This is a genomic window from Streptomyces sp. WG5, from assembly GCF_049974565.1.
GTDB lineage: Bacteria > Actinomycetota > Actinomycetes > Streptomycetales > Streptomycetaceae > Streptomyces.
The window spans coordinates 155009-179041 of the sequence record NZ_JBNGGC010000006.1 but is presented as its reverse complement, the minus strand read 5'-3'; the positions used below and the strand labels follow the sequence as shown (position 1 = coordinate 179041).

Annotated in this window: 17 protein-coding genes and 1 pseudogene; 6 read left to right on the top strand and 12 right to left on the bottom strand. The window is 71.6% G+C overall.

Features of this window, described 5'->3' with window-relative positions:
• Positions 1-63: 63 nt before the first annotated feature.
• From ACP4IX_RS08520 to ACP4IX_RS08475, 10 genes are all read right to left on the bottom strand, one after another.
• Positions 64-3768, bottom strand: a complete 3705-nt coding sequence (locus ACP4IX_RS08520) for a ThuA domain-containing protein (RefSeq protein ID WP_426517601.1) — start codon at positions 3766-3768, stop codon at positions 64-66.
• Positions 3769-4032: 264 nt separating this feature from the next.
• Entirely contained in the window at positions 4033-5031 is a 999-nt protein-coding gene (locus tag ACP4IX_RS08515) for a sugar phosphate isomerase/epimerase family protein (protein ID WP_426517603.1), read from the bottom strand.
• Positions 5032-5047: 16 nt separating this feature from the next.
• Positions 5048-6319: a Gfo/Idh/MocA family protein gene (locus ACP4IX_RS08510; protein ID WP_426517605.1), complete on the bottom strand. Its 1272-nt coding sequence runs from the start codon at positions 6317-6319 to the stop codon at positions 5048-5050.
• A gap of 85 nt (positions 6320-6404) precedes the next feature.
• A complete protein-coding gene (locus ACP4IX_RS08505) occupies positions 6405-7451 on the bottom strand; it encodes a substrate-binding domain-containing protein (RefSeq protein ID WP_426517607.1) in 1047 nt (348 codons plus the stop codon).
• A gap of 17 nt (positions 7452-7468) precedes the next feature.
• Entirely contained in the window at positions 7469-8488 is a 1020-nt protein-coding gene (locus ACP4IX_RS08500) for an ABC transporter permease (RefSeq protein ID WP_426517609.1), read from the bottom strand.
• The gene (locus ACP4IX_RS08495) at positions 8485-10002 is read right to left on the bottom strand and encodes a sugar ABC transporter ATP-binding protein (protein WP_426517611.1); all 1518 of its coding nucleotides are present in this window, start codon (positions 10000-10002) and stop codon (positions 8485-8487) included. Before ACP4IX_RS08495 ends, ACP4IX_RS08500 begins: the two co-directional genes overlap by 4 nt.
• A 148-nt stretch (positions 10003-10150) precedes the next feature.
• On the bottom strand, positions 10151-11332 hold the full coding sequence (locus ACP4IX_RS08490; RefSeq protein ID WP_426517613.1) for an ROK family protein: 1182 nt from the start codon (positions 11330-11332) through the stop codon (positions 10151-10153).
• Between the two features lie 280 nt (positions 11333-11612).
• Positions 11613-12560 (bottom strand): beta-ketoacyl-ACP synthase III, encoded by a 948-nt coding sequence (locus ACP4IX_RS08485; RefSeq protein ID WP_426517615.1) that lies wholly within the window; start codon positions 12558-12560, stop codon positions 11613-11615.
• A gap of 205 nt (positions 12561-12765) precedes the next feature.
• Positions 12766-12909 carry an MFS transporter small subunit gene (locus ACP4IX_RS08480; protein ID WP_398131410.1) on the bottom strand — a complete coding sequence of 48 codons (144 nt, stop codon included), beginning with the start codon at positions 12907-12909 and terminating at the stop codon, positions 12766-12768.
• Positions 12878-14221 (bottom strand): OFA family MFS transporter, encoded by a 1344-nt coding sequence (locus tag ACP4IX_RS08475; protein WP_426555143.1) that lies wholly within the window; start codon positions 14219-14221, stop codon positions 12878-12880. Before ACP4IX_RS08475 ends, ACP4IX_RS08480 begins: the two co-directional genes overlap by 32 nt.
• Before the next feature lie 108 nt (positions 14222-14329).
• Here ACP4IX_RS08475 and ACP4IX_RS08470 point away from each other — a divergent pair.
• From ACP4IX_RS08470 to ACP4IX_RS08460, 3 genes and pseudogenes are all read left to right on the top strand, one after another.
• Positions 14330-14543, top strand: a pseudogene (locus ACP4IX_RS08470) (2Fe-2S iron-sulfur cluster-binding protein); the annotation flags it as partial.
• Between the two features lie 48 nt (positions 14544-14591).
• Positions 14592-15440: a formate dehydrogenase accessory sulfurtransferase FdhD gene (gene fdhD, locus ACP4IX_RS08465; RefSeq protein ID WP_426517620.1), complete on the top strand. Its 849-nt coding sequence runs from the start codon at positions 14592-14594 to the stop codon at positions 15438-15440.
• Between the two features lie 211 nt (positions 15441-15651).
• Positions 15652-17526, top strand: coding sequence for an exo-alpha-sialidase (locus ACP4IX_RS08460; protein ID WP_426555142.1), 1875 nt, complete (start codon positions 15652-15654; stop codon positions 17524-17526).
• 16 nt (positions 17527-17542) lie between these two features.
• Here ACP4IX_RS08460 and ACP4IX_RS08455 read toward each other — a convergent pair whose 3' ends face one another.
• Positions 17543-18643: a bile acid:sodium symporter family protein gene (locus ACP4IX_RS08455; protein WP_426555141.1), complete on the bottom strand. Its 1101-nt coding sequence runs from the start codon at positions 18641-18643 to the stop codon at positions 17543-17545.
• Positions 18644-18788: 145 nt separating this feature from the next.
• On the opposite strand from ACP4IX_RS08455, the gene ACP4IX_RS08450 reads away from it, so the two are divergent.
• The 3 genes from ACP4IX_RS08450 (at position 18789) to ACP4IX_RS08440 (ending at position 22712) form a co-directional block, all read left to right on the top strand.
• Entirely contained in the window at positions 18789-19670 is an 882-nt protein-coding gene (locus tag ACP4IX_RS08450) for a LysR substrate-binding domain-containing protein (RefSeq protein ID WP_426555140.1), read from the top strand.
• A 295-nt stretch (positions 19671-19965) separates the two neighbouring features.
• Complete coding sequence (locus ACP4IX_RS08445; RefSeq protein ID WP_426555139.1) at positions 19966-21792, top strand: AMP-dependent synthetase/ligase; 1827 nt, start codon at positions 19966-19968, stop codon at positions 21790-21792.
• 83 nt (positions 21793-21875) lie between these two features.
• A complete protein-coding gene (locus ACP4IX_RS08440; RefSeq protein WP_426517630.1) occupies positions 21876-22712 on the top strand; it encodes an aldo/keto reductase in 837 nt (278 codons plus the stop codon).
• Between the two features lie 278 nt (positions 22713-22990).
• Here ACP4IX_RS08440 and ACP4IX_RS08435 read toward each other — a convergent pair whose 3' ends face one another.
• Positions 22991-23908 (bottom strand): class I SAM-dependent methyltransferase, encoded by a 918-nt coding sequence (locus ACP4IX_RS08435; protein WP_426517632.1) that lies wholly within the window; start codon positions 23906-23908, stop codon positions 22991-22993.
• Positions 23909-24033: the final 125 nt, after the last annotated feature.

Below are 24033 nucleotides of genomic sequence, written 5' to 3'. Positions count from 1 at the left end.
CGGGGCCCGGCGGGACGGCGGGCGGAGGTCCGGCGTCCTCCGCCCGCCGCCGTTCTGGTCGCCCTAGGAGGGCAGTTCCTTCAGCTGGATGTTGCGGAAGGAGACCTGGTCGTCGGCGCCGTGGTTCTGGAGGCCGATGTGACCGTCGGTCAGGCTCCGCTCGGGGTCCTTGTTGGTGAAGTCGTTGATCTTGACTCCGTTGAGGAACACCTGGAGGCGTTCACCGCGGACCTTGATCTCGTAGGAGTTCCACTGGCCCGGCGGACGCAGGACCTGGTCACGGGCCTTGATGTTCGCCGACTTGAACGAGTAGACGGATCCCGTGGTGCGGTCGGGCGCGTCGGTGGCGTCGATCTGGATCTCGTAGCCCTTGTTCACCGCGGACCAGGGGTCCTCGGAGGCCGGGAAGCCCACGAAGATCCCGGAGTTGTCGTCGCCCTGCATCTTCCAGTCGAGCTTGAGGGAGTACGACTTCAGCTCCTTGGCCTGGTACCAGAGCAGGCCCATGCCGCCCTTGGACTCCAGTGCGCCGTCCTTGACGTCGAACGTGCCGGGGCCGGCCTGCTTCCAGCCGTCCAGTGTCTGGCCGTTGAAGATGCTCCGGTAGCCCTTGTCCGGCTTGCAGTCCGCCTTGACCTGGCCGGTGGCGTACTGCATGCCGCCGAGCAGGTGGGCGCGGAAGGCCTCGTCGGCGTAGGACTCCTTGGTGTGGCCGCCGCCGGTGTAGAAGGAGCGGCCGCCGCCGTAGCTCTGGCACCAGGCGATCGGGTGGTCGCCCTTCATGGTGCCGCCGTCGTAGGTGGTCTCGTCGAGGGTGGCGAGGACCTTGGCCTGATCCCGCGGGTTGGTGCGGTAGTTGTACCACTCGTCGGTGCGCTCCCAGGTGTCGCCGAGGTGCGCGGTGGACGGGTGGTCGTGGTCGTGGACGCGCACGGTGGCCTTCTGGATGGCCGGGTGCGAGTCGAAGTAGGCGCCGACGAGGCCGCCGTAGAACTCCCAGTCGTACTCGGTGTCCGCGGCGGCGTGGATGCCCATGTAGCCGCCGCCGTTCTTGACGTAGTTCTCGAACGCCTTCTGCTGGTCGGTGTTCAGGACGTCACCGGTGGTGGACAGGAAGGCGACCGCGTCGTACTTGGCGAGGTTGGCCGTGGTGAACTGTCCGGCCTCCTCGGTCGCGGTGACGGAGATGCCGGCCGGGGTGCCGAGCTCCTTCAGGGCGGCGATGCCCTCCGGGATGGAGTCGTGGCGGAAGCCGGCCGTCTTGGAGAAGACCAGGACCTTCTTGCCCTTCTTGAAGGGCTCCTTGGAGAACTCGAAGTCGTCCACGTCGTACAGCGCGCCGTCGCCGCCCCGGAAGACCAGGTAGATCTCCGAGGTCCGCTTGGGCAGCGACCGCAGCGGCACGTCGACGTCCTGGAACTTCTCCCAGCCGCCGGTCGGCGGGATGTACGCGGAGCCGTGCAGCTTGCCCGTGGGCGAGCCGGTGCGCAGCTCGACGAAGCCGCCGGAGCCGCCGGAGGAGGCCCGCACGGTCAGCTTCTTCTGCCCGTCGAACTTGTAGGGGCTGAAGGAGATCCAGTCGCCGTCGTGGATGTCACCGACGGTCTTGCCACCGTTGGCGCCGGTCTTGTCGATGACCGAGACGCCCTGCTGGGTGGTGAAGTGCTCGGCCTGGCGGTGCAGCGGCTGGATCACGGTGCGCGCGGTACCGGTCAGGGCCTCCTGGCCGTTCGACCCGCCGTCCGTGTAGCTGGCGCCGACGACGCCGTAGATGTTGGCGTTGGGGTCGTGACCGCCGTCGCCCGGTGGCGGGTTGAGGGTTCCCTCACAGCCCATCTCGCTGGTCAGCTCGTGGGCGTGGGAGTCGTGGCCGAGGCTGTAGGCGACCTTGACCCTGGAGCAGTCGACGGTCTCGTCGGGGTCGGTGACGGTCACCTTGAAGGGCACGGGCTCGCCCATGGCGGCCAGGCTGCCGTTGCCCGGTACCTCGATCTTCACCTTGGGCTCGGTGTTGCCGACCACGATCCGGACGCTGGCGTTGCCGGTGTTGCCCTCGGCGTCCTTGGCGGTGAAGGTCGCGGTGTAGGTACCGATCTTCTTGTACTTGTGGGTGGGCGTGAGCCCCTCGCCCTTGGTGCCGTCGCCGAAGTCCCAGCTGTAGGTGAGATCCGAGGAGTCGGCGTCCTTGGCGGTGGCGGTGAACTTGACCTTCAGGCCGGCCGCACCGGAGGTCTTGCTGGCGCTCACCTCGGCGATCGGGGAGAAGCCGTCCTCGGCGTTCTCGATCCGGTACAGGGCGGAGTTCTCGTCGCCCTGGAACCAGGAGACGCCGTAGTCGAGGACGTAGAGCGCGCCGTCGGGGCCGAAGTCCATGTCCATGATCTGGGTGCCGGTCCACGGGAAGTCGTTGATCTGCGCGACCGTGCCGTCGGCGTTCTGCTCGATCCGCTTGATCCAGCGGCGGCCGAACTCACCCGCGAAGAAGTCGCCGTCGAACTCCTCGGGGAACTTCACGGAGGAGTCGAGCTCGGGGTCGTAGCGGTAGACCGGTCCGGCCATCGGGGACTCGGATCCGGTGCCGAACTCGGGCACGCTGCCGTCGTCGTACGGGATCCAGGCGGGCTGCGCGGGCGGCAGGTCGACCAGGCCCGTGTTGTGCGGCGAGGTGTTCTTCGGGGCGGCGCAGTCGAACTTCTCACCGGAGGTCTTGGTGGCGAAGTCGTAGTCGACGTACGCGTCGTTGTCACCGGTGCAGAACGGCCAGCCGAAGTTGGCGGGCTTGGTGACCTTCGCGAACTCGACCTGGCCCGCCGGGCCCCTGTTCGGGTCGGCGGCGCCGGCGTCGGGGCCGTAGTCGCCGACGTACACGGTGCCGGTCTTGTCGTCGACGCTCATCCGGAAGGGGTTGCGGAAGCCCATCGCGTAGATCTCGGGACGGGTCTTGTCGGTGCCCGGCGGGAAGAGGTTGCCCTCCGGGACGGTGTACGAGCCGTCCTCGGCGACCTTGATGCGCAGGATCTTGCCGCGCAGGTCGTTGGTGTTGCCGGAGCTGCGGCGGGCGTCGAAGGCCGGGTTGCGGTCCGGGCGGTCGTCGATCGGCGTGTAGCCGTCGGAGGCGAACGGATTGCTGTCGTCGCCGGTGGACAGGTAGAGGTTGCCCTCGGCGTCGAAGTCGATGTCGCCGCCGACGTGGCAGCAGGTGCCGCGGGACGCCGCGACGTCCAGGACCTTCTTCTCGCTGGCCATGTCCAGCGTGCCGTTGGGGTTGAGGACGAAGCGGGAGAGGCGGTTGACGCCGTCGAACTTCTTGAAGTCCTCCGCGGTGCCGGTCTCCGGGGCGTCGCCCGCGGGGGTGTCGAGCGGCGGGGCGTAGTAGAGGTAGATCGCCCGGTTGTTCTCGAAGTCCGGGTCGATGCCGACGCCCTGCAGGCCCTCCTCGTCGTGGCTGTAGACGTCGAGCTTGCCGGCGACCTTGGTGACGCCGCCCTGGTCGGTCAGGCGCAGCGTGCCGTCGCGGGCGGTGTGCAGGACGCTGCGGTCGGGGAGCACGGCGAGCGACATCGGCTCGCCCATCTCGGGCTCGCCCTTGGCGAGCGGCACCTGCTGGAACTGCCCTTCGGCGGCTGCCGGTTCGGCCTCTGCCGGGGCTGCGCCTGCGACGGTCGCCGGGGTGCCCACCGCCAGCATCAGGCCGGTGAACAGGGCGAGGGTGGTGCGAAGCCTGGGACGCCTCGTGGTTCTGGTGCTGCTGAGTCTGCTTCTGTGCACGAAATCCCTCCGGGAACGGGGTGGGCCGTACGGGTGGGTGCGAGAACGTGCGGTGCGGGACGCCGGGGTGCGCCGTCACCCCGGAGGTAGGGATGTCCTGAACACATCAGGGACGGTAACCGCGTTCTTCCGGGGCGAACACCCCTTGGATCAGAACCGGTTGAACTTTTTCCCAATGCAGGACAAAGCAGGATTCGGGCAGGTCGAACCGGGGACCGGCGGACTTCCGGCCCCCGTCCCGACGTGCCGTCGCGGGTGCGCTCCTCAGCTGTTGAACGCGGCGTCGAAGGAGGCGCTGGGCGGCTCGAAGTCGAACGCCTTGAGGCGGGTGAGGGCTTCTGGGGCGCCCTGGAGGCGGTCCATGCCGGCGTCCTCCCACTCGACGGAGACCGGGCCCCGGTAGTCGATGGAGCGCAGCATCCGGAAGACGTCCTCCCAGGGCACGTCGCCGTGGCCGGCCGACACGAAGTCCCAGCCCCGGCGCGGGTCGCCCCAGGGCAGGTGGGAGCCGAGCCGCCCGTTGCGGCCGTCGAGGCGCGTGCGGGCCTCCTTGCAGTCGACGTGGTAGATCCGGTCCCGGAAGTCCCACAGGAAGCCGACGGGGTCGAGGTCCTGCCACACGAAGTGCGAGGGGTCGAAGTTGAGACCGAAGGCGGGCCGGTGGCCGACGGCCTCCAGGGCGCGCTGGGTGGTCCAGTAGTCGTAGGCGATCTCACTGGGATGGACCTCGTGCGCGAACCGCACGCCCTCGGCGTCGAAGACGTCGAGGATCGGGTTCCAGCGGTCGGCGAAGTCCTGGTAGCCCCGCTCGATCATCGACTCGGGGGCGGGCGGGAACATGGCGACCAGGTGCCAGATGGCCGACCCGGTGAAACCGATGACGGTGTCGACGCCGAGCCGGGCGGCGGCCCGCGCGGTGTCCTTCATCTCGGCGGCGGCCCGCTGCCGGACGCCCTCCGCGTCGCCGTCGCCCCAGATGCGTGCGGGCAGGATGGCCTGGTGGCGTTCGTCGATGATGGCGTCGCAGACGGCCTGGCCGACCAGGTGGTTGGAGACGGCCCAGCACGTGAGGCCGTACTTGTCGAGCAGCTGGTGGCGCGATTCCACGTAGGACGGGTCCGCGAGGGCCTTGTCGACCTCGAAGTGGTCGCCCCAGCAGGCGAGTTCCAGGCCGTCGTAGCCGAAGTCGCGGGCCAGGCGGCAGACCTCCTCCAGGGGGAGGTCCGCCCACTGGCCGGTGAAGAGAGTGAAGTTGCGCGGCATGTCGCTGCCAGCCTCCTCAGGGGGCGATCGGGGTGTAGACGGAGTTCTTCTCGGCGCTCTCCTCCACGGCCGCGAGCACGCGCTGCACCCGCAGCCCGTCGGCGAAGGAGGGTTCGGGCCGGCGGCCGTCGGCCACGGCGTGGACGAGGTCGCGCACCTGGTGGACGAAGGTGTGCTCGTAGCCGAGTCCGTGGCCCGGCGGCCACCAGGCGTCGAGGTAGGGGTGCTCGGGCTCGGTGACGAGGATGCGGCGGAAGCCGGCGTGCTCCCCCGGCTCCGTACCGTCGTGGTACGACAGTTCGTTGAGCCGCTCCAGGTCGAAGGCGAGCGAACCGCGCTCGCCGTTGAGTTCGATGCGCAGGGCGTTCTTGCGGCCGGTGGCGTACCGGGTGGCCTCGAAGGAGACCAGGGCTCCGGAGGTGAGGCGGCCGGTGAAGACGGCGGCGTCGTCCACGGTGACCCGGCCCGTCTCACCGTCCGCGGAGCCGGCCGACAGGCCGCGGGAGGCGCCTTCGGGCAGCGGGCGTTCCCGTACGAAGGTCTCGGTGAGGGCGGAGACGCCCGCGATGCTCTCACCGGTCAGGTACTGCGCGAGGTCGACGATGTGGGCGCCCAGGTCGCCGAGGGCTCCCGAACCGGCCAGCTCCTTGCGCAGCCGCCAGGTCAGCGGCGCCTCGGGGTCCACCAGCCAGTCCTGGAGGTACGTCACCCGCACGTGCCGCAGCCTGCCGATGCGGCCCTCGGCCACCATCCGCCGGGCCAGCGCGGTGGCCGGCACCCGGCGGTAGTTGAACCCGACCATCGCCAACTGGCCCCGGGCGTGCGCCTCGTCGGCGGCCCGGGTCATCTCCTCCGCCTCCGCGACCGTGTTGGCCAGCGGCTTCTCGCACAGGACGTGCTTGCCGGCGGCGAGCGCGGCCAGCGCGATCTCGGCGTGGCTGTCGCCCGGCGTGCAGATGTCGACGAGGTCGATGTCGTCCCGTTCCACCAGGGACCGCCAGTCGGTCTCGGTGCTCGCCCAGCCGTGCCGGTCGGCCGCCGTGCGGACGGCGTCGGCGTCCCGGCCGCAGATCGCGGCCAGTACCGGGTTCAGCGGCAGGTCGAAGACCCGGCCCGCGGTGCGCCAGCCCTGGGAGTGTGCGGCACCCATGAAGGCGTAGCCGACCATGCCGACACGCAGCGGCGGTCTGGTCGCCGACGCCCCCGTCGCCCTGGTCGCGGTCCCGCTGTCGGTCCCGGTGGCTGATGGCTCCGCCCCGGCCCCCTCGGGCTGCTGCGGCTGTCCCATGCGGATGTCCTCCTCGTCGTGGTGGCGCGGTGGGGGGTGGGCCCCGCCCCGGCCGGCTGGTCAGGCCGCTCCCGGGCGGGCGCCCTCACTTGAAGCCGGTGGACATGTACTGGTCCACGTTTTCCTTGTCGACGACGGCCGAGTAGCAGGTGACGGTCGAGGGGATCTCGAACTCGGCGAGGCCGCTGATTCCCTTGCCCTGGCCGAGGGCGCGGGCCAGGTCGATCGCGGAGGCGGCCATGGTCGGCGGGTAGAGCACGGTCGCCTTCAGTACGCCGCTGTCCGCCTTGATGGCCTGGAAGGCGGAGAGCGCGCCCGCGCCGCCGACCATCAGGAAGTCGTCGCGGCCGGCCTGCTCGATGGCGCGGAGCGCGCCCACGCCCTGGTCGTCGTCGTGGTTCCACATGGCGTGGAAGTCCGACTGGGCCTGGAGCAGCTGGGCCATCTTGGCCTGGCCGGACTCGACCGTGAAGTCGGCGGCCTGGCGGGCCACCTTCTTGATGTTCGGGTAGTTCTTCAGGCCGTCGTCGAAGCCCTGGGTGCGCTGCTGGGTCAGCTCCAGGTTGTCCAGGCCGGCCAGCTCGATGACCTTGGCGTCCGGCGTGTCCTTGAGCTTCTCGCCGATGTAGTGGGCGGCGTTGAGGCCCATGCCGTAGTTGTCGCCGCCGACCCAGCAGCGGTAGGCCTGGGGGCTGTTGAAGATGCGGTCGAGGTTCACGACCGGGATGCCGGCGCGCATGGCCTGCAGCCCGACCTGGGTGAGCGCCTTGCCGTCGGCGGGCAGCACCACCAGGACGTCGACCTTCTTGTTGATGAGGGTCTCGATCTGGCCGATCTGCTGGGCGGTGTCGTTGGAGCCCTCGGTGACCTCGAGGGTGACGTCCGAGTACTTCTCCGCGCGCTGCTTCGCGTTGTCGTTGACGGCGTTGAGCCAGCCGTGGTCGGCCTGCGGGCCGGCGTAGCCGATGGTGACGGCCTTGCCCGGCTTGTCGTCGGCGGCCGGCTGCGTGTCCGCGGAGGCCTTGTCGCCGCCGCCGTCGGGGTCGTTGCTCGTACACCCGGTGAGGACGGCACCGGCGGACACGGCGGCGGCTCCGAAGAGCAGTCCTCTGCGACTCGTGAGCTCTGTCATGGCGGTGAACCCTTTCCTCAGTGCGTGCTTGCGGTACGGCGCTGGACCAGCACGGCGGCGACGATGATCGCGCCCTTCGCGATCTGCTGGACGTCGCTCTGCAGGTTGTTCAGGGCGAAGATGTTGGTGATCGTGGTGAAGATCAGGACGCCGAGCACGGAGCCGAGGATGTGGCCGCGCCCGCCGGTCAGGAGCGTTCCGCCGATGATCGCGGCGGCGATGGCGTCGAGTTCGTAGAGGTTGCCGTTGGTGTTCTGGCCGGAGCCGGCCAGGACGATCAGCAGGAAGGCGGCGATGCCGCAGCACAGCCCGGACAGGAGGTAGAGGTAGAGCCGCTGGCGGCGGACGTCGATGCCCGCGAGCCGGGCGGCCTCCGCGTTGCCGCCGACGGCGACCGTGCGGCGGCCGAAGGTGGTCCGGTTGAGCACCAGCCAGCCGATCACGGTGACGGCCGCGAACACCAGCACCAGGGGCGGGATGCCGAGGATGTAGGCGTCGCGCTCGCCGAGGTCCAGGACGCTGGGGACCGTGACGACCTGGGTCCGGCCGTCGGTGATCTGCTCCGCGAGGCCGCGCGCCGAGGCCAGCATGGCCAGGGTGGCGATGAACGGCACCATCTGGCCGAACGCGATGAGCACCCCGTTGACCAGACCGCAGCCCACGCCGACCACGACCGCCGTGAAGAGGATGCCGGCGAACCCGTACTCCTGGGTGGCGACCGTGGTCGCCCACACCGAGGCCAGGGCGACGATGGCGCCGACCGACAGGTCGATGCCGCCGGAGACGATGACGAAGGTCATGCCGACGGTGACGACGCCGATCACGGACGCCTGGGTGAGCACCAGCTGGAGGTTGCGGGTGTCGAGGAACGAGTCGGGCTGGGTGATGCCGCCGATGAGGACCAGTACGGCGAGCACGCCGAGCAGGGTGAGGGTGCGGACGTCGGCGCGGCCCAACTGGACCCGCCAGGCGGGCGGACCGTCCACCGGTGCCGTCTTGCCGGTGCCGTCCCGCGGCGGGGACACGTGCTGCGTCATGACGCCGGGCTTCCTTCCATCACGAGGTCGAGTACGCGGTGTTCGTCGAGGTCGCGGGCCGGGGCCTCGTGCACGACACGGCCCTCGCGCAGTACCAGCACGCGGTCGGCGAGGCCCAGTACCTCGGGCACCTCGCTGGAGACCAGCAGGACGGCGAGGCCGTCGTCGGCGAGGCGGCGGATGACCGCGTAGAGCTCGGCGCGGGCGCCGACGTCGACGCCGCGGGTGGGTTCGTCGAGCAGCAGGACCTTGCAGCCGCGCAGCAGCCAGCGGGCGAGGACCGCCTTCTGCTGGTTGCCTCCGGACAGGGTGCGTACGGGCACGGAGGGGTTGTCGGGCCGCAGGGACAGTTCCCGGGTCGCCGCGCGGGCCGCGTCCAGTTCGGCGCCCCGGTCGATCCAGCCGCCGCGCGAGAAGCGGGACATGGTGGAGACCGACACGTTGCGGGTGACGGACTCCAGCATCAGCAGGGCCTGCGCCTTGCGTTCCTCGGGCGCGAGCCCGAGACCGGCGCGCACCGCGGCGCGCACGCTGCCGGGACGCAGCGGACGGCCGTCGACGAGTACCTGGCCCGTACTCGCCTTGCGCGCCCCGTAGACCGTCTCCAGGATCTCGGAGCGGCCGGAGCCGACGAGACCGGCGAGGCCGACGATCTCCCCGGGGCGGATCTCCAGGTCGAGGGGGGCGAACTCACCCTCCCGGGACAGTCCCCGCACGCTCAGCACCGGCTCGGCGGAGGGCGGTGCGGTGGGCCGGTCCGGGAAGACGTACTCGACGTTGCGCCCGGTCATCAGCGCCACCACGTCACTGGTCGGCGTCGACTCGGCGGGCAGCCCGCCGGCGACGGCCCGGCCGTCCTTGAGGACGGTGACCCGGTCGCCGATGCGGCGGATCTCCTCCAGGCGGTGCGAGATGTAGACGACGGCGACGCCGTCGGCGGTGAGGTCGGCGACGATGCGGAAGAGGTTGTCGACCTCGTCCGGGTCGAGCGCGGCGGACGGCTCGTCCATCACGATCAGCCGTACGTCGTGCGAGAGCGCCCGCGCCATGGAGACGATCTGCTGCTGCGCCGCGGAGAGCTCGCCGACCAGCCGCCCGGGGTCGACCTCCGGGTGGCCGAGGCGCTTGAGGAGCTCGGCCGTCGACGCCTTGGCCGCCCTGCCCCGTACGACGAAGCCGGCGGTGGTCGGCTCGTGACCGAGGTGGACGTTCTCGGCGACCGACAGGTGTTCCACCAGGTCGAGTTCCTGGTAGATGGTGGCGATGCCGAGGCGCATGGCCGCGATGGGCGAGCGCAGGGTGACGTCCTCTCCGCGCCAGCGGATGGTGCCGGTGTCGGGCTGGTGGGCACCGGCCAGCACCTTGATGAGGGTGGACTTCCCGGCGCCGTTCTGGCCGAGCAGGCAGTGCACCTCGCCGGCCTGGACGTCGAGGTCGACGCCGTCCAGGGCCCGGACTCCGGGGAACGACTTGGTGATGCCGGACATGCTGAGCAGCGGTGGTTCTGGTGCCATGTGAGGTCCCCTCGGCGGGCGTGCGGGCCGGTGTCAGGGCAGAGCGGAGCAGGGCAGGGCAGGGCTTGACTGGGCAGGGCGGGACGGAGCAAGCAGGGCAGAACAGGGCGGTGCGCTGTGCTGATGGAGCTCGGGAACCGAGTGGTGCCTACGCGGGTGAGAACAGGTGGTCGCTGATCAGCCGGGCCGCGCCGATGACGCCGGCGGTGGGGCCCAGCTCCCCCAGTACGATGGGCAGGTTGCCGGTCGCCAGCGGCAGCGACTGGCGGTAGACCTGGGTGCGGATCGCGGCGAGCAGGTTGTGGCCGAGGCCGGTCACCCCGCCGCCGATCACCACCAGGCCCGGGTTGAAGAAGCTGACCAGGCCTGCGATGACCTGGCCGGTGCTCCGGCCGCCCTCCCGGATCAGATCGAGTGCGGTGGCGTCCCCCGCGGCGGCCGCGGCGGCGACGTCGGCGGCGCTGAGGCCCCCGTTCGCCTCCAGACGGCCCGCGAGCTCGGCCGACAGGCCCTGCTGGGCGGCCTCCGTGGCGTCGCGGGCCAGTGCCGCGCCGCTGAAGTGGGCCTCCAGACAGCCCCGGTTGCCGCAGGCGCACGGGCGTCCGTCGGGCACGGCCTGGATGTGCCCGATGTCGCCCGCGCTGCCGGTCGTCCCCCGGTAGACGTCGCCGCCGACGACGATGCCGCAGCCGATGCCGGTACCGATCTTGACGACGAGGAAGTCGTGCACGGTGCGGGCGACGCCCGCGTGCTGCTCCCCCAGCGCCATCAGGTTCACGTCGTTGTCGACCATGACCGGGCAGCCGAGTTCCTGGCTGAGCGCCTCCCGCACGGGGAAGCCGTCCCAGCCCGGCATGATCGGCGGAGCCACCGGCACACCCTCGGGGAAGCGGACCGGTCCCGGGACGCCGATACCGGCGCCGTCGAAGCCGTCCGCGAGCCCCGAGGCCCGCAACTTGGCGGACATGGACAGCACTTGCTCGAAGACCGTGACGGGGCCCTCGCGTACGTCCATGGGCTGGTTGATGTGCCCGAGGATCTCCAGCTCGGCGTTGGTGACGGCGACGTCGACCGAGGTCGCGCCGATGTCGACGCCGAGGAAGCGCAGCTCGGGGTTGAGGCGGATGTTGTGGCTGCGGCGCCCGCCGCGCGAGGCGGCGAGTCCGTCGGCCACGACCAGCTCCGTCTCCAGCAGCCGGTCCACCTCCACGGCGAGCTTCGACCGCGAGAGGTCGACCTGGTCACCGAGCTGGGCGCGGGAGTTGGGCCCTCCGTCACGCAACAGCTGGAGCAGTCGCGCTTGGTGGGCGTTGGCGGGTCGTGCCGTCATGCGTCTCACGAGCCCCTCCCCGCCTCTATCGGCCTTGAGTGTGCCGGTTTCCGGCCACGTCCGTGGCTTGCTTTCGGAGGGAACGTAGCAGTGGGCGCCGCGCGTGGGAAGAAGTCACGCACGAATTGCTGCGAACTTTCTCCACTGAGTGGACAAAGGGGCGCGGGGTCCTCAGGGGCAGGGAACGCGACGAGGCCGCCCGGCCAACGGGCCGGGCGGCCTGCGGAACGCCTCCGAGCGCCTCTGACCTCCGGATTCCTCTGGTGCGCGGTGCGGCGGCTCAGGGGCAGCGGACGACCTGTCCGGCGTAGGAGAGGTTTCCGCCGAAGCCGAAGAGCAGCACCGGGTCGCCGGTGGTGATCTCGCCCCGCTCCACCAGCTTGGAGAGCGCGAGGGGGATGCTCGCGGCCGAGGTGTTGCCGGACTCGACGACATCGCGGGCGACGACGGCGTTGACGGCGCCGATCTTCGCGGCGAGGGGTTCGATGATGCGCAGGTTCGCCTGGTGCAGCACGACCGCGGCCAGATCGGCCGGTTCCAGTCCCGACCGCTCGCAGGCCCGGCGTGCGATGGCGGGCAGCCGCGTGGTCGCCCAGCGGTAGACGCTCTGCCCCTCCTGCGCGAAGCGGGGCGGCGTGCCCTCGATGCGGACCGCGTTCCCCATCTCGGGCACCGACCCCCACAGCACGGGGCCGATCCCCGCCTCCTCACCCGGCGCGCAGGCCTCCACGACGGCGGCTCCCGCCCCGTCGCCGACGAGCACGCAGGTGGTGCGGTCGGTCCAGTCGGCGACCTCGGACATCTTGTCCGCGCCGATGACCAGTGCGCGGCTCGCCGAGCCGGCCCGCACGGCGTGGTCGACGGTGGCCAGGGCGTGCGGGAACCCCGCGCACACGACGTTGACGTCCAGGACGGCGGGTTCCGGCATGCCGAGGCGGGCCGCGACGCGGGCGGCGGTGTTCGGGGAGCGGTCGATCGCGGTGGAGGTGGCGACCACGACCAGGTCCACGTCGGCGGGGGTCAGTCCGGCCGCCGCGAGCGCCTTCGCCGCGGCGTGGCCGGCCAGCTCGTCGACCGGCTCGTCGGGGCCGGCGATACGGCGGGAGTGAATGCCCACCCGGCTCCTGATCCACTCGTCGCTGGTGTCGACCATGCCCGCCAGATCCTCGTTGGTAAGGACCTTGGCGGGCTGGTAATGACCGACGGCGGTGATGCGGGAGCCGTGCATGGGTGGAGACCTCGCTGCCTCGGGTACGGGATCCACCAGTGTGATGAGTGACCGGCGGGTACGACGGCAGGTGATACGACAGGAAACGGGCGCCCGCCTTGTCGGCTTCGGTCAGCATCCCCGGTGCCCGTGCCCGCGTCCCCTCCCCTGCCCTTGCTCGCGTCCTTCCCGCCCCGCCCCACGCTCACCCGGTGAACGGCCGCGCTCACCCGGTGAACAGCTGGGTGGCCTTCCGGACGAGTTCGTACAGCCCGTAGGCGAGCGGTGCGCCCACCCAGAGCCAGGTGAAGGTGATCAGCGGCCGCCGGCCGGGAAGGTCAGGCGGACTCTGGCTGCTGTCGTCGGACATCGGTGGCCTCCTTCGGTGCCGGGGCGGCGGGTACGTGGTGGCGGGCGTGGACCGGACGGACGAGTTCGTTGGCGACGAAACCGACGACCAGCAGCCCGATCATGATGACGAACGACGTCCCGTACAGGGACGCGCCGTGCCGCCCGGCCTCCTCCTGCCGGTCGGCGACCCAGTTCACGATCAGCGGCCCGAGGACGCCGGCCGTCGACCAGGCGGTGAGCAGCCGCCCGTGGATCGCACCGACCTGGTAGGTGCCGAAGAGGTCCTTGAGGTAGGCGGGGGCCGTGGCGAAGCCGCCGCCGTAGAAGGAGAGGACGACGAGGGCGCACAGGACGAACAGCGGCTTGGAGGAGTCGCCGAACAGGGCGATCAGGGTGTACATCAGCGCGCCCACGCCGAGGTAGAGGCGGTAGATGTTCTTGCGTCCGATCAGGTCGGAGGTCGTGGACCAGCCGATCCGGCCCGCCATGTTGGCCGCCGACAGCAGGGCCACGAATCCCGCGGCGGCGGTCACCGACACCGGCGTGGAGGTGTCGGCGAAGAAGTCGGTGATCATCGGCGCGGCCTTCTCCAGGATGCCGATGCCGGCGGTGACGTTCATGCAGAGCACGACCCACAGCAGCCAGAACTGCGGGGTGCGCATCGCGCTGCGCGCCGAGACCTGGACGCCTTCGAGGGCGACCGGGCCGCCGTCCGCGCGCTCCTTCGGGCGCGGCACCCGCACCAGCAGCACGCCCAGCAGCATGAAGACGGCGTACGCGAGTCCGTGCACCAGGAAGGCGAGGGCGATCCCGGAGTTGTCGGTGCCGAAGGACTTCAGCATCTGCGCCGACCAGGGCGAGGCGATGAGAGCGCCGCCGCCGAAGCCCATGATGGCGATGCCGGTGGCCATGCCGGGGCGGTCCGGGAACCACTTGATCAGTGTGGAGACGGGTGAGATGTAGCCGATGCCGAGCCCGATCCCGCCGACGAAGCCGTAGCCGAGGACGATCAGCCAGTACTGCTCCGCCGCCGCGCCGAGCGCGGAGAGCAGGAAGCCGGACGAGAAGCAGACCAGGGCGACGGTCATCGCCCAGCGCGGCCCGTGGCGTTCGACGAGGGTGCCGCCGAACGCGGCCGACAGCCCGAGCATGACGATGCCGAGCTGGAAGGGCAGCGCGCTCTGTGTGCCGCTGAGGCCGAGCGCGGACTCCAGGGGCGGTTTGAACACGGACCAGGCGTAGGCCTGGCCGATGGAGAGGTGGACCGAGAGGGCGGCGGGGGGAACGAGCCAGCGGCTCCAGCCCGGGGGCGCGACGGGGGGACTACTCATGGGTCCCCAACCGTAGGCAGCGGGGACGCGATTGAGAAGATGGTTGAGCAGACAACCACCGAGCGTGCACAAAGCCTTGCCGGGGCGACCGCACGGGAGCCGCCGCGGTTCGGCACGCGCGCGGCCGGCACCTGGGACGGGGAGTGGCGGAGCAAGACGACCACGGCGTGCGCGTACCGCGGAGCGGGCTGCGACCGCACCCTCCCGCGTGCAGGACAATGAGACCGTGAAGGTCACCTCGCCGCACGACAGCCCGGTGACCCGGTTCGCCCCGTGCGTCAAGGACGGCTTCAGCTGCCGGCACGCACAGAACCGGGACTGACCGGCACACGGAGAACGGCACACGCCACACGGGAATCGGGACACGCGCATGGGACGAGTCACGGAACGACGCAAGGTGATCCGGATACGGGACGGCGCGGTCTCCACCCGCCCGGACACCCTCGTCGCCGAGGAACCGCTGGAGATCCGGCTGAACGGCAAGCCCCTCGCGATCACGATGCGCACGCCGGGTGACGACTTCGCGCTCGCCGCCGGTTTCCTGGTCAGCGAGGGCGTGCTCGCCGAGCAGGGTGACCTGCAGAACATCGTCTACTGCGCGGGCGCGACGGCCGACGGGGCCAACACGTACAACGTCGTCGACGTGCGGACGACCCCGGGCGTGCCGATCCCCGACATCACTCTGGAGCGGAACGTCTACACGACCTCGTCCTGCGGGCTGTGCGGCAAGGCCAGCCTGGACGCGGTGCGTACGACGGCCCGCTGGCCCATCGCCGACACTCCCCCGGTCCGCGTCACCCCCGAACTGCTGGCGGGCCTGCCCGACCGGCTGCGCGCCGCCCAGCGGGTCTTCGACCGGACCGGCGGCCTGCACGCGGCGGCCCTGTTCCGCGAGGACGGTGAGCTGGTGGACGTACGGGAGGACGTGGGCCGGCACAACGCGGTCGACAAACTGGTCGGCCGCGCCCTGCAGAACGGGGACCTGCCGTTGTCCCGGTCGGTCCTGCTGGTGTCGGGGCGGGCCTCCTTCGAGCTGGCGCAGAAGGCCGTGATGGCGGGCATCCCGGTGCTGGCCGCGGTGTCGGCGCCGTCCTCGCTCGCGGTGGACCTGGCCGCCGAGACGGGGCTGACGCTGGTGGGCTTCCTGCGGGGCGGCTCCATGAACGTGTACGCGGGCGAGGACCGCGTCGCCCTGGGGGCCGCGGCCGCCCAGGGCTGACCTGGCCCTCCACGGACACGGCGGCGGGGCTCCTGCACCCCAGGGCCCCTCGCTCCCAGGCCCCGCAGTCCCGGGTTCCCGCGTGTCCTCCTCGGCTCGGTCGGGCGACACGCGCGCAAACTGTAGGGGACGTACCAGGCACGGCATGTCCTGATGTAGTGATGTCCTGATGATCGGCTCCCGACCAGCCGCCCGAAGGGCAGACCGTTCCATGCCGTCACCCTCCCGCACCTGTCCGCGCTCCCCCCTGCTCGCCCTCGCCTCACTGTTCGCCCTGGCCGCCTCCTCGCTCCCCGCCCACGCCGAACCCAGGACCCGGGCGCCCGAGTTCGAGCAGCGGGTCCTCTTCCGAGCGGACCAGGACCCCGGCGGCTACGCCTGCTTCCGCATTCCGGCGATCGTGCGGACGACGGACGACACCCTGCTGGCCTTCGCCGAGGGACGCGTCCTGAACTGCGGAGACGCCGGTGACATCGACATCGTCGTCAAACGCTCCACCGACGGCGGGCGCACCTGGGGCCCGCTCCAGGTCGTCAACGACGGCGGCGGCGACACCCACGGCAACCCGGCCCCGGTCGTGGACCGCACCACCGGCCGCATCCTGCTGCTCGAGACGTACAACGCCGGCCGTACGGACGCCGCAGGCTGCGCGGTGCCCTGTGCCCGCACCCCGCACCTCCAGTACAGCGACGACGACGGCCGCACCTGGTCCGCGCCCCGCGACCTGAGTGCCGACATCCAGCCGCCCGGCTGGAACTCCTGGTACGCCACCGGCCCCGTGCACGGCGTCCAGCTCACCGGCGGCAGCCACGCCGGGCGGCTCGTGGCCGGCGTCAACGCCGAGACGTGGGACGGCGAGAGGGTCACCGCCAACCACGCGGCGCTGGTGGTCAGCGACGACGGCGGCGAGCACTGGAGGGTCGGGGCCACCGACACCTGGCCCGTCGCCGCCGACGGCACCTTCCGGCAGAAGCCGTCCGAGGTCACCCTCACCGAACGCGCCGACGGCACGCTCCTGGTCAGCGGCCGGGAGGAGCACGGCACCGACCTCGGCCACCGCACCCAGGCCGTCAGCCGCGACGGCGGCGACAGCTTCGCAGGCCCCTTCCGGACCCTCCCGGACCTGTACACGCCGCAGGTGCAGGGGGCCGTGCTCCGCCGCGGCGACCGGATGCTGCTGTCCGCGCCCGCCGATCCCGACCGGCGCCGGACGATGGCCATCCGCTCCTCCTACGACGGCGGCGCGACCTGGGACAGCGTGGACCGCGGCACGGTCGTCACCCGGGACTGGTCCGGCTACTCCGACATGGTGGCCGTCGACGACGCGGCGGTGGGGCTGCTGTACGAGGCCGGGGCGGTGGACGCCCGCGACGAGATCCGCTTCGCCCGCTTCACCGAGGACTGGCTCCAGCCGCGCCGGGGCGCCGACCCCACCACCCCGGACCTCGCCGCGGGTGCCGCGCCCGCGGCCGTGCTCGGCGGCGCCGGGACGACGGACGGCGCGGTGGGCGGCGCGCTCTCCTTCGACGGCACCGACGACGCCGTACGACTGCCGTACGACGAGCGGCTTCCGCTCGGGGCCGGGGACTTCACGGCGTCGCTGTGGTTCCGGTACACGGCGGACGGCGGGGAGCAGCCGCTGCTGTGGATGGGCGGGGTCGGCACCACCCAGCCCCAGGTGTGGCTGCGCGCCGAGCCCGGCAACGGCCGGATCCAGGGGCTGATCACCACGCGCGACGGTGGGGCGGCCCCCCGTTCGGCGTGGGTGCGCACCGACCGCGCCCACAACGACGGCCAGTGGCATCATCTGGCGCTGCGCCGCGGCGGGGGGCGGCTCACGCTGTTCGTGGACGGTACGGCGGCCGGCGCGGCGGACGTGCCCGGCTCGGTCAGCCGGAACTCGCCCTTCGGTGTGCACATCGGGGAGCGCGTGGACAGCCGGGCCCGTCTGACCGGCGCGATCGACGAGGTGCACGTCTGGAACCGGGCGCTGACCGACGAGGAGATCGCAGCCGGGAACCCGCGGTCGGCCATCGGCGACACCGTCCTGTACCTGCCCATGGACGGAGTGCGGTCGGGCGGCTGAGGATGCCGCCGCCCGCTCAGCGCCTCCCGGTGCCGACCGTGGTGCGCGCCGGGGCGGCGGACCCCTCCGACTCCTCCGCCCCCTCTGTCTCCTCTGTCTCCTCCGACTCCCCCGAGTCCTCGGAGTCCTCGGAGTCCTCGGAGGCGACCACCTCCGGATCGCGTGACCGGCGCTTGGCGAGGACCGCGCACACCATCAGCTGCATCTGGTGGAAGAGCATCAGCGGCAGCACGGCCAGCGAGGCCTGGGCACCGAACAGGACGCTCGCCATCGGCAGTCCGGCGGCGAGCGACTTCTTCGACCCGGCGAACTGGATCGCGATCCGGTCCTCGCGGCCGAAGCGCAGCGTCTTCGCCCCGTACCAGGTGAGCAGCAGCATCACGGCCAGCAGCACGGCCTCGACCGCCAGCAGCCCGGCCAGCCGGACCGGGCTGACCTGGTGCCAGACGCCCCGGACCATGCCCTCGCTGAACGCCGTGTAGACGACGAGGAGGATCGAGCCGCGGTCGACGAGCCCGAGGGCCTTCCTGTGCCGGGCGACGAAGCCACCGATCCAGCGGCGCAGCGCCTGCCCGGCGACGAACGGCACCAGCAGCTGCAGCACGATCTCGACCACCGAGTCGGCCGAGAACCCGCCCGCGCCGCCGAGCAGGGCTGCCGCCAGCAGCGGCGTCACGACGATGCCCACCAAGGAGGAGAAGGACCCGGCGCAGATCGCGGCGGGCACGTTGCCGCGCGCGATGGACGTGAAGGCGATCGAGGACTGGATGGTCGACGGGACCAGGGTGAGGAAGAGCAGTCCCTGGTGGAGGGGGTCGGTCAGGAGGACCGGGACGAGGCCGCGGGACGCGAGGCCGAGCAGCGGGAAGACGACGAAGGTGCAGGCCAGCACGGTGACGTGGAGCCGCCAGTGGCGCACGCCGTCCATCGCCTCACGGGTGGAGAGCCTGGCGCCGTAGAGGAAGAAGAGGAACGCGATCGCGGCGGTGGAGGCACCGGAGGCGATGTCCGCGCCCGTGCCGCGGGCCGGCAGCAGCGCCGCGAGGCCCACCGTCCCGAGCAGCAGCAGGATGTACGGGTCGATCGGCAGCCGACGCGGCCGTCGCAGGCGTTTCACGGTTCTCCACTTGCTCGTCGTACTCGTTCATCGCGTTCGCGGGGGCTCACGGGCCCCGGCTCCATCATCCTGCTCCCTCGCTCAGCGATCGGGAATCCGGTATACCGCTCTGACTGTCATCACGTTCCGCGATAGCGTGGGGAGGGTGTACGACCCCTCTCACCTGCGTACGTTCCTGTCGGTGGCCCAGACACTGAGCTTCACGCAGGCCGCCCGGCGGCTCGGGCTGCGCCAGTCGACCGTGAGCCAGCACGTGCGGCGGCTGGAGGCCGCCACCGGCCGGCAGCTCTTCACCCGCGACACGCACTCCGTGGAGCTGACGGAGGACGGCGAGGCGATGCTCGGGTTCGCGCGCCGGATCCTGGAGGTGCACGAGCAGGCGACGGCCTTCTTCACGGGCACCCGGCTGCGCGGAAGGCTGCGGTTCGGGGCCTCCGAGGACTTCGTGCTGACCCGGCTGCCGGAGATCCTGGAGGGTTTCCGGCACGACCACCCCGAGGTCGACCTGGAGCTGACGGTGGAGCTGTCGGGGACCCTGCACGAGCAGCTGGCCGCCGGGAAGCTCGACCTGGTGCTGGCCAAGCGGCGGCCCGAGGACCCGCGGGGCGAGCCGGTCCGGCGCGACCGGCTGGTGTGGATCGGCGCGGAGCGGCTGCGCCTCGAGGCGGACCGCCCGGTACCGCTCATCGTCTATCCGCCGCCGGGCATCACCCGCGCGCTCGCTCTCGACGCCCTGCAGCGCCAGGGCCGCGAGTGGCGCGTCGCGTGCACCAGCGGCAGCCTCAACGGGCTGATCGCGGCGGCCCGCGCGGGCCTCGGCGTGATGGCGCACTCACGCGGACTGATCCCGCCCGGCCTGGTACGGGTGCCGGACCGGGCCGGGCTGCCGGAGCTCGGCCGGGTCGACTTCGTGCTGGTGCACGGCCGGCAGCGCCCCTCGGCGCAGGGCGCGGCGGACGCCCTCGCGTCGGCGATCCTGGCGGGCGGCGACCGGTTGCAGCGGCCTCGGCGCACGGGCCTCGGATAGACGGGCCGGGGTGCGGGTGTGACGGAATCCGCGGCGCCCGCGCTGAAGGAGGAGAGGGCGGCCCCGGCCGCGTACCGCCGGTAAGCGAGTCGTACAGATTCGGTGGAGATTGCGGAGCCGAAACGCGCCCCACGGCCGGGAACGTGCCCGACCCTTCCCCATGTGAGCGCATTTCCTCTCGCTGACCAGCGCGAACATGAGCGCTGTTCGATTTTTGCGACCCTCCCGCCCCGGCCCCGCGTGGGGTAGCTTTCACCGCGCTGTGCGGGGGGCCACCAGAAGCGGGGAGCGGGGTTTGCGCGAGTTCACCAGTCCTCCGTCGACGTTGCCACCACCGGTGGGCGGTCTGGCCGACGTGGTCTTCCGGCATGCCCAGGAGGACCCGGGCCACATCGCGCTCGGCCGCAAGGACGACGCCGGGCGGTGGCGGGACGTGACCGCCGGCGCGTTCCGCGACGAGGTGCTGGCCCTCGCCAAGGGACTGCTCGCCCAGGGCATCCGCTTCGGCGACCGGGTCGCCGTCATGTCCCGCACCCGCTACGAGTGGACCCTCCTCGACTTCGCCCTGTGGACGATCGGCGCCCAGGTGGTGCCCGTCTACCCGACCTCGTCGGCCGAGCAGTGCCTGTGGATGCTGCACGACGCCGAGGTGACCGCGGCGGTCGTCGAGCACGAGGACCACGCGATGACGATCGCCACCGTCATCGACCGGCTGCCGCACCTGCGCGGCCTGTGGCAGCTCGACTCCGGCGCCGTCCAGGAGCTGTACGACGCGGGCGCCCACCTGGACGACGAGGTGGTGCACCGGCACCGGAAGGCGGTCACACCCGATACGCCCGCCACCGTCATCTACACCTCGGGCACCACCGGCCGCCCCAAGGGCTGCGTCATCTCGCACGGCAACTTCATGTACGAGGCGGACACCGTCGTCGAGCGCTGGGAGCCGGTGTTCCACTCCCGGAAGGGCGACGAGGCGGCGACCCTGCTGTTCCTGCCGCTCGCCCACGTCTTCGGCCGCATGGTGGAGGTCGCGGCGATCCGCGGCCGGGTCCGCTTCGGCCACCAGCCGCAGCTGAACGCCGCCGCGCTGCTGCCCGATCTGGCCGCCTTCCGGCCGACGTTCGTCCTGGCCGTGCCGTACATCTTCGAGAAGGTGTTCGACGCGGCCCGGCGCAAGGCCGAGAAGGAAGGCAGGGCCGGTCCTTTCGAGAAGGCCGTCGACGTGGCGGTGAGGTACGCGGAGGCGGTGGAGGCGAAGGCCTGGGGCGCCGGCCCCGGCCCGTCGGCGGGGCTGCGCGTGCAGCACCGGCTCTTCGACACACTCGTCTACACCAAGGTGCGGGCGGCGATGGGCGGACGCATCCGCAACGCCATGTCGGGCGGCTCGGCGATGGACCGGCGGCTCGGCCTGTTCTTCGCGGGCGCGGGCGTGCAGATCTACGAGGGGTACGGCCTGACCGAGTCCACGGCGGCGGCCACCGCCAACCCGCCCGAACGGACCCGCTTCGGCACCGTCGGGGTGCCCGTGCCCGGCGTCACCGTGCGCATCGCCGACGACGGCGAGATCTGGCTGAACGGCGACAACGTCTTCCAGGGCTACCTCAACAACCCGGAGGCCACCGGCGAGGCCCTGCGGGACGGCTGGCTGGCCACCGGAGACCTCGGCGCGCTGGACGAGGACGGCTACCTCACCATCACCGGCCGCAAGAAGGAGATCCTGGTGACCTCCGGCGGCAAGAGCCTCTCCCCGGGGCTGCTGGAGGAGCGCGTCCGGGACCACCCGCTGGTCAGCCAGTGCATCGTCGTCGGCAACGACCGGCCCTACGTCGCCGCCCTCATCACCCTCGACCAGGAGGCCGTCGACCACTGGCTGACGATGCGCAACAAGCCCCGGCTCCCTGCGGCCGAGCTGGTGCACGACGCCGACCTGGAGACGGAGGTGCGGCGCGCGGTCGTCGCGGCCAACACGCTGGTGTCACAGGCCGAGTCCATCCGCACGTTCCGCATCCTCGCGCAGCCGTTCACCGAGGAGCACGGGCTGCTGACCCCCTCGCTGAAACTGAAGCGCAAGGCCATCGAGAAGGCCTACCGCAGCGAGGTCGAAGCACTGTACTCGGCATGAATTCGCCGGTCAGGAATGCGGCGGGCGCCGTGATCGTTGACGATGTGAGTACCACCTGACCACAACCGAAGGATCAAGAGCTCGTGAGCAGCAAGGTCCCCCCGATCATCCTGAACAACGGCGTCGAGATGCCCCAGCTGGGCTTCGGCGTCTGGCAGGTGCCGGACGACGAGGCCGAGACGGCCGTCGCCCAGGCGCTGGAGGCCGGGTACCGCAGCATCGACACAGCGGCGATCTACGGCAATGAAGAGGGCACCGGCAAGGCGCTCGCCGCCTCCGGCGTGGCCCGTGAGGACCTCTTCGTCACCACCAAGCTCTGGAACACGGACCAGGGGTACGACTCCACCCTCCGCGCCTTCGACACGTCGATGGCGAAGCTGGGCCTGGAGTACGTGGACCTGTACCTGATCCACTGGCCCATGCCCGCCAAGGAGCGGTACGTCGACACGTACAAGGCGTTCGAGAAGCTGCACGCCGACGGCCGCGTCCGGGCGATCGGCGTCTCCAACTTCCTGCCGGAGCACCTGGAACGGCTGATCGGCGAGACGTCGGTCATCCCGGCCGTCAACCAGATCGAGCTGCACCCGCACCTCCAGCAGCACGCCGCCCGCGAATACCACGCGGAGCAGGGCATCGCCACCGAGGCCTGGTCCCCACTCGGCCAGGGCAAGGGCATCCTGGAGATCCCGGCGATCGTGGCGATCGCCCAGAAGCACGGCCGCACCCCGGCCCAGGTCGTGCTGCGCTGGCACCTCCAGACCGGCAACGTGGTGATCCCGAAGTCCGTGACGCCGTCCCGGATCAAGGAGAACATCGACGTGTTCGGCTTCACCCTGGACACCGAGGACCTCGCGGCGATCAGCGCGCTGAACGAGGACCGGCGGCTGGGCCCCGACCCGGCGGAGTTCAACGGGGAATGACCTTCATCCCCGCGCGAAGGGGCCCGGTCGGTGCGACCGGGCCCCTTCGCGTGTCCCGGTCGGGCTGCCCCGGCGGCCGTACGGCCACGGTGTCGGCGTCGGCACCGGCGGGCCGCGCCATGGCCCGGACGACCGGGTCGGCGATCTCGTCGGCGGTGAATCGCCGGGCGGCATGCCGCCGGCGGCGTCCCAGAACCCGGTGACGGCCCCCCGGCGGTGGGGAGTCCGTCACCTGGAGCGCTCTCGAAGTCAGTACCCGGGTCGGGCGGCGGGGCGGCTCAGGAAGGCCGCTGGGCCGTGTAGACCGTATGCGCCACCAGCAGGAAAAGGTCCTGGCGCCGGTGCGCGCTCGCCTCGTCCCCGGGGTCGAGCAGCCGGTCGAGCGTGGTCCGGTCGACGGCGTCGAGGCCGTCCCCGACCCGGTCGCGCAGCCGGGACAGCGAGGAGACGACGTACGCGCGGACCTCGTCCGTGACGGGCGCGGGCAGGTCCAGCAGGAAGCTGCGGGTACCGGTGTGCTTCAGGCCCGCCGCGGTCAGCAGCGCCGGCCAGTCCTCGGTCTCGTTCACGGAGCCGGGCAGGCTCGCGCGCATCTCCGCGAACGAGTCCTCCTCCACGGCATGCATCCTGGCCTGCAGCCCGGGGCGCCCGATCCCGAGGTCCCGCGGCAGGAACCGGGCGGGCAGGCCGCCCTCCAGGACCGCCAGCGTGCCGCCGGGCGCGAGGTGCCCGGCGAGCGCGGCCAGGGCCGCCCGCTGGTCGCCGAGGTGGTGCAGGCTCTGGCCGGCCCACATCAGATCGGCGGGGTAGTCGAGCTCGCCCAGTACGCCGGGCAGGTCACCGGTGAGGGTGCCGAAGCGGTCGGCGACGCCGAGCCGGGCGGCACGGTCGCGGGCCCGCTCCAGCAGCGCTCCGGCGCCGTCGACGGCGACGACGCGGGCGCCGGGGAAGGCGTCGGCGAACAGGCAGGAGACGACGCCGGGTCCGCTGCCGACGTCGACGACCAGGCCGGGCTCGGTCGCCTCCCGTGCCAGCCAGGTCATGGCCTGCCGGTACAGCGGCGTGTACAGCTCCGCCTGCGCCTCCAGCAGCGGGGCCATCTCGGCCCAGTCCATGTCGGTGTGGTCGTGGTCGTGGCCGTGCCCGGGTCCACGGTGGTCGTGGTTGTGCTGGTGGTGATGGTGGTCGTGCGCCATGGTGGTCAGCCTCCCGTTCGCGATGCCGTCAGCGTGCGACGGCTCACCGCTTCGGGGCAAATCATGTTGCCGCAACCGCAAAATCGCACGCGCCACCGGGGCCCGGCCCGAAGGCCGGGCCCCGA

Bases quoted from the DNA above. Each gene is read 5' to 3' on its own strand.
- ACP4IX_RS08475 (WP_426555143.1), bottom strand. From the start codon at position 14,221: ATGAGTAGTCCCCCCGTCGCGCCCCCGGGCTGGAGCCGCTGGCTCGTT.
- ACP4IX_RS08435 (WP_426517632.1), bottom strand. From the start codon at position 23,908: ATGGCGCACGACCACCATCACCACCAGCACAACCACGACCACCGTGGA.
- ACP4IX_RS08495 (WP_426517611.1), bottom strand. From the start codon at position 10,002: ATGGCACCAGAACCACCGCTGCTCAGCATGTCCGGCATCACCAAGTCG.
- ACP4IX_RS08480 (WP_398131410.1), bottom strand. From the start codon at position 12,909: ATGTCCGACGACAGCAGCCAGAGTCCGCCTGACCTTCCCGGCCGGCGG.
- ACP4IX_RS08490 (WP_426517613.1), bottom strand. From the start codon at position 11,332: ATGACGGCACGACCCGCCAACGCCCACCAAGCGCGACTGCTCCAGCTG.
- ACP4IX_RS08500 (WP_426517609.1), bottom strand. From the start codon at position 8,488: ATGACGCAGCACGTGTCCCCGCCGCGGGACGGCACCGGCAAGACGGCA.
- fdhD (WP_426517620.1), top strand. From the start codon at position 14,592: ATGGGACGAGTCACGGAACGACGCAAGGTGATCCGGATACGGGACGGC.
- ACP4IX_RS08505 (WP_426517607.1), bottom strand. From the start codon at position 7,451: ATGACAGAGCTCACGAGTCGCAGAGGACTGCTCTTCGGAGCCGCCGCC.
- ACP4IX_RS08515 (WP_426517603.1), bottom strand. From the start codon at position 5,031: ATGCCGCGCAACTTCACTCTCTTCACCGGCCAGTGGGCGGACCTCCCC.
- ACP4IX_RS08485 (WP_426517615.1), bottom strand. From the start codon at position 12,560: ATGCACGGCTCCCGCATCACCGCCGTCGGTCATTACCAGCCCGCCAAG.
- ACP4IX_RS08460 (WP_426555142.1), top strand. From the start codon at position 15,652: ATGCCGTCACCCTCCCGCACCTGTCCGCGCTCCCCCCTGCTCGCCCTC.
- ACP4IX_RS08510 (WP_426517605.1), bottom strand. From the start codon at position 6,319: ATGGGACAGCCGCAGCAGCCCGAGGGGGCCGGGGCGGAGCCATCAGCC.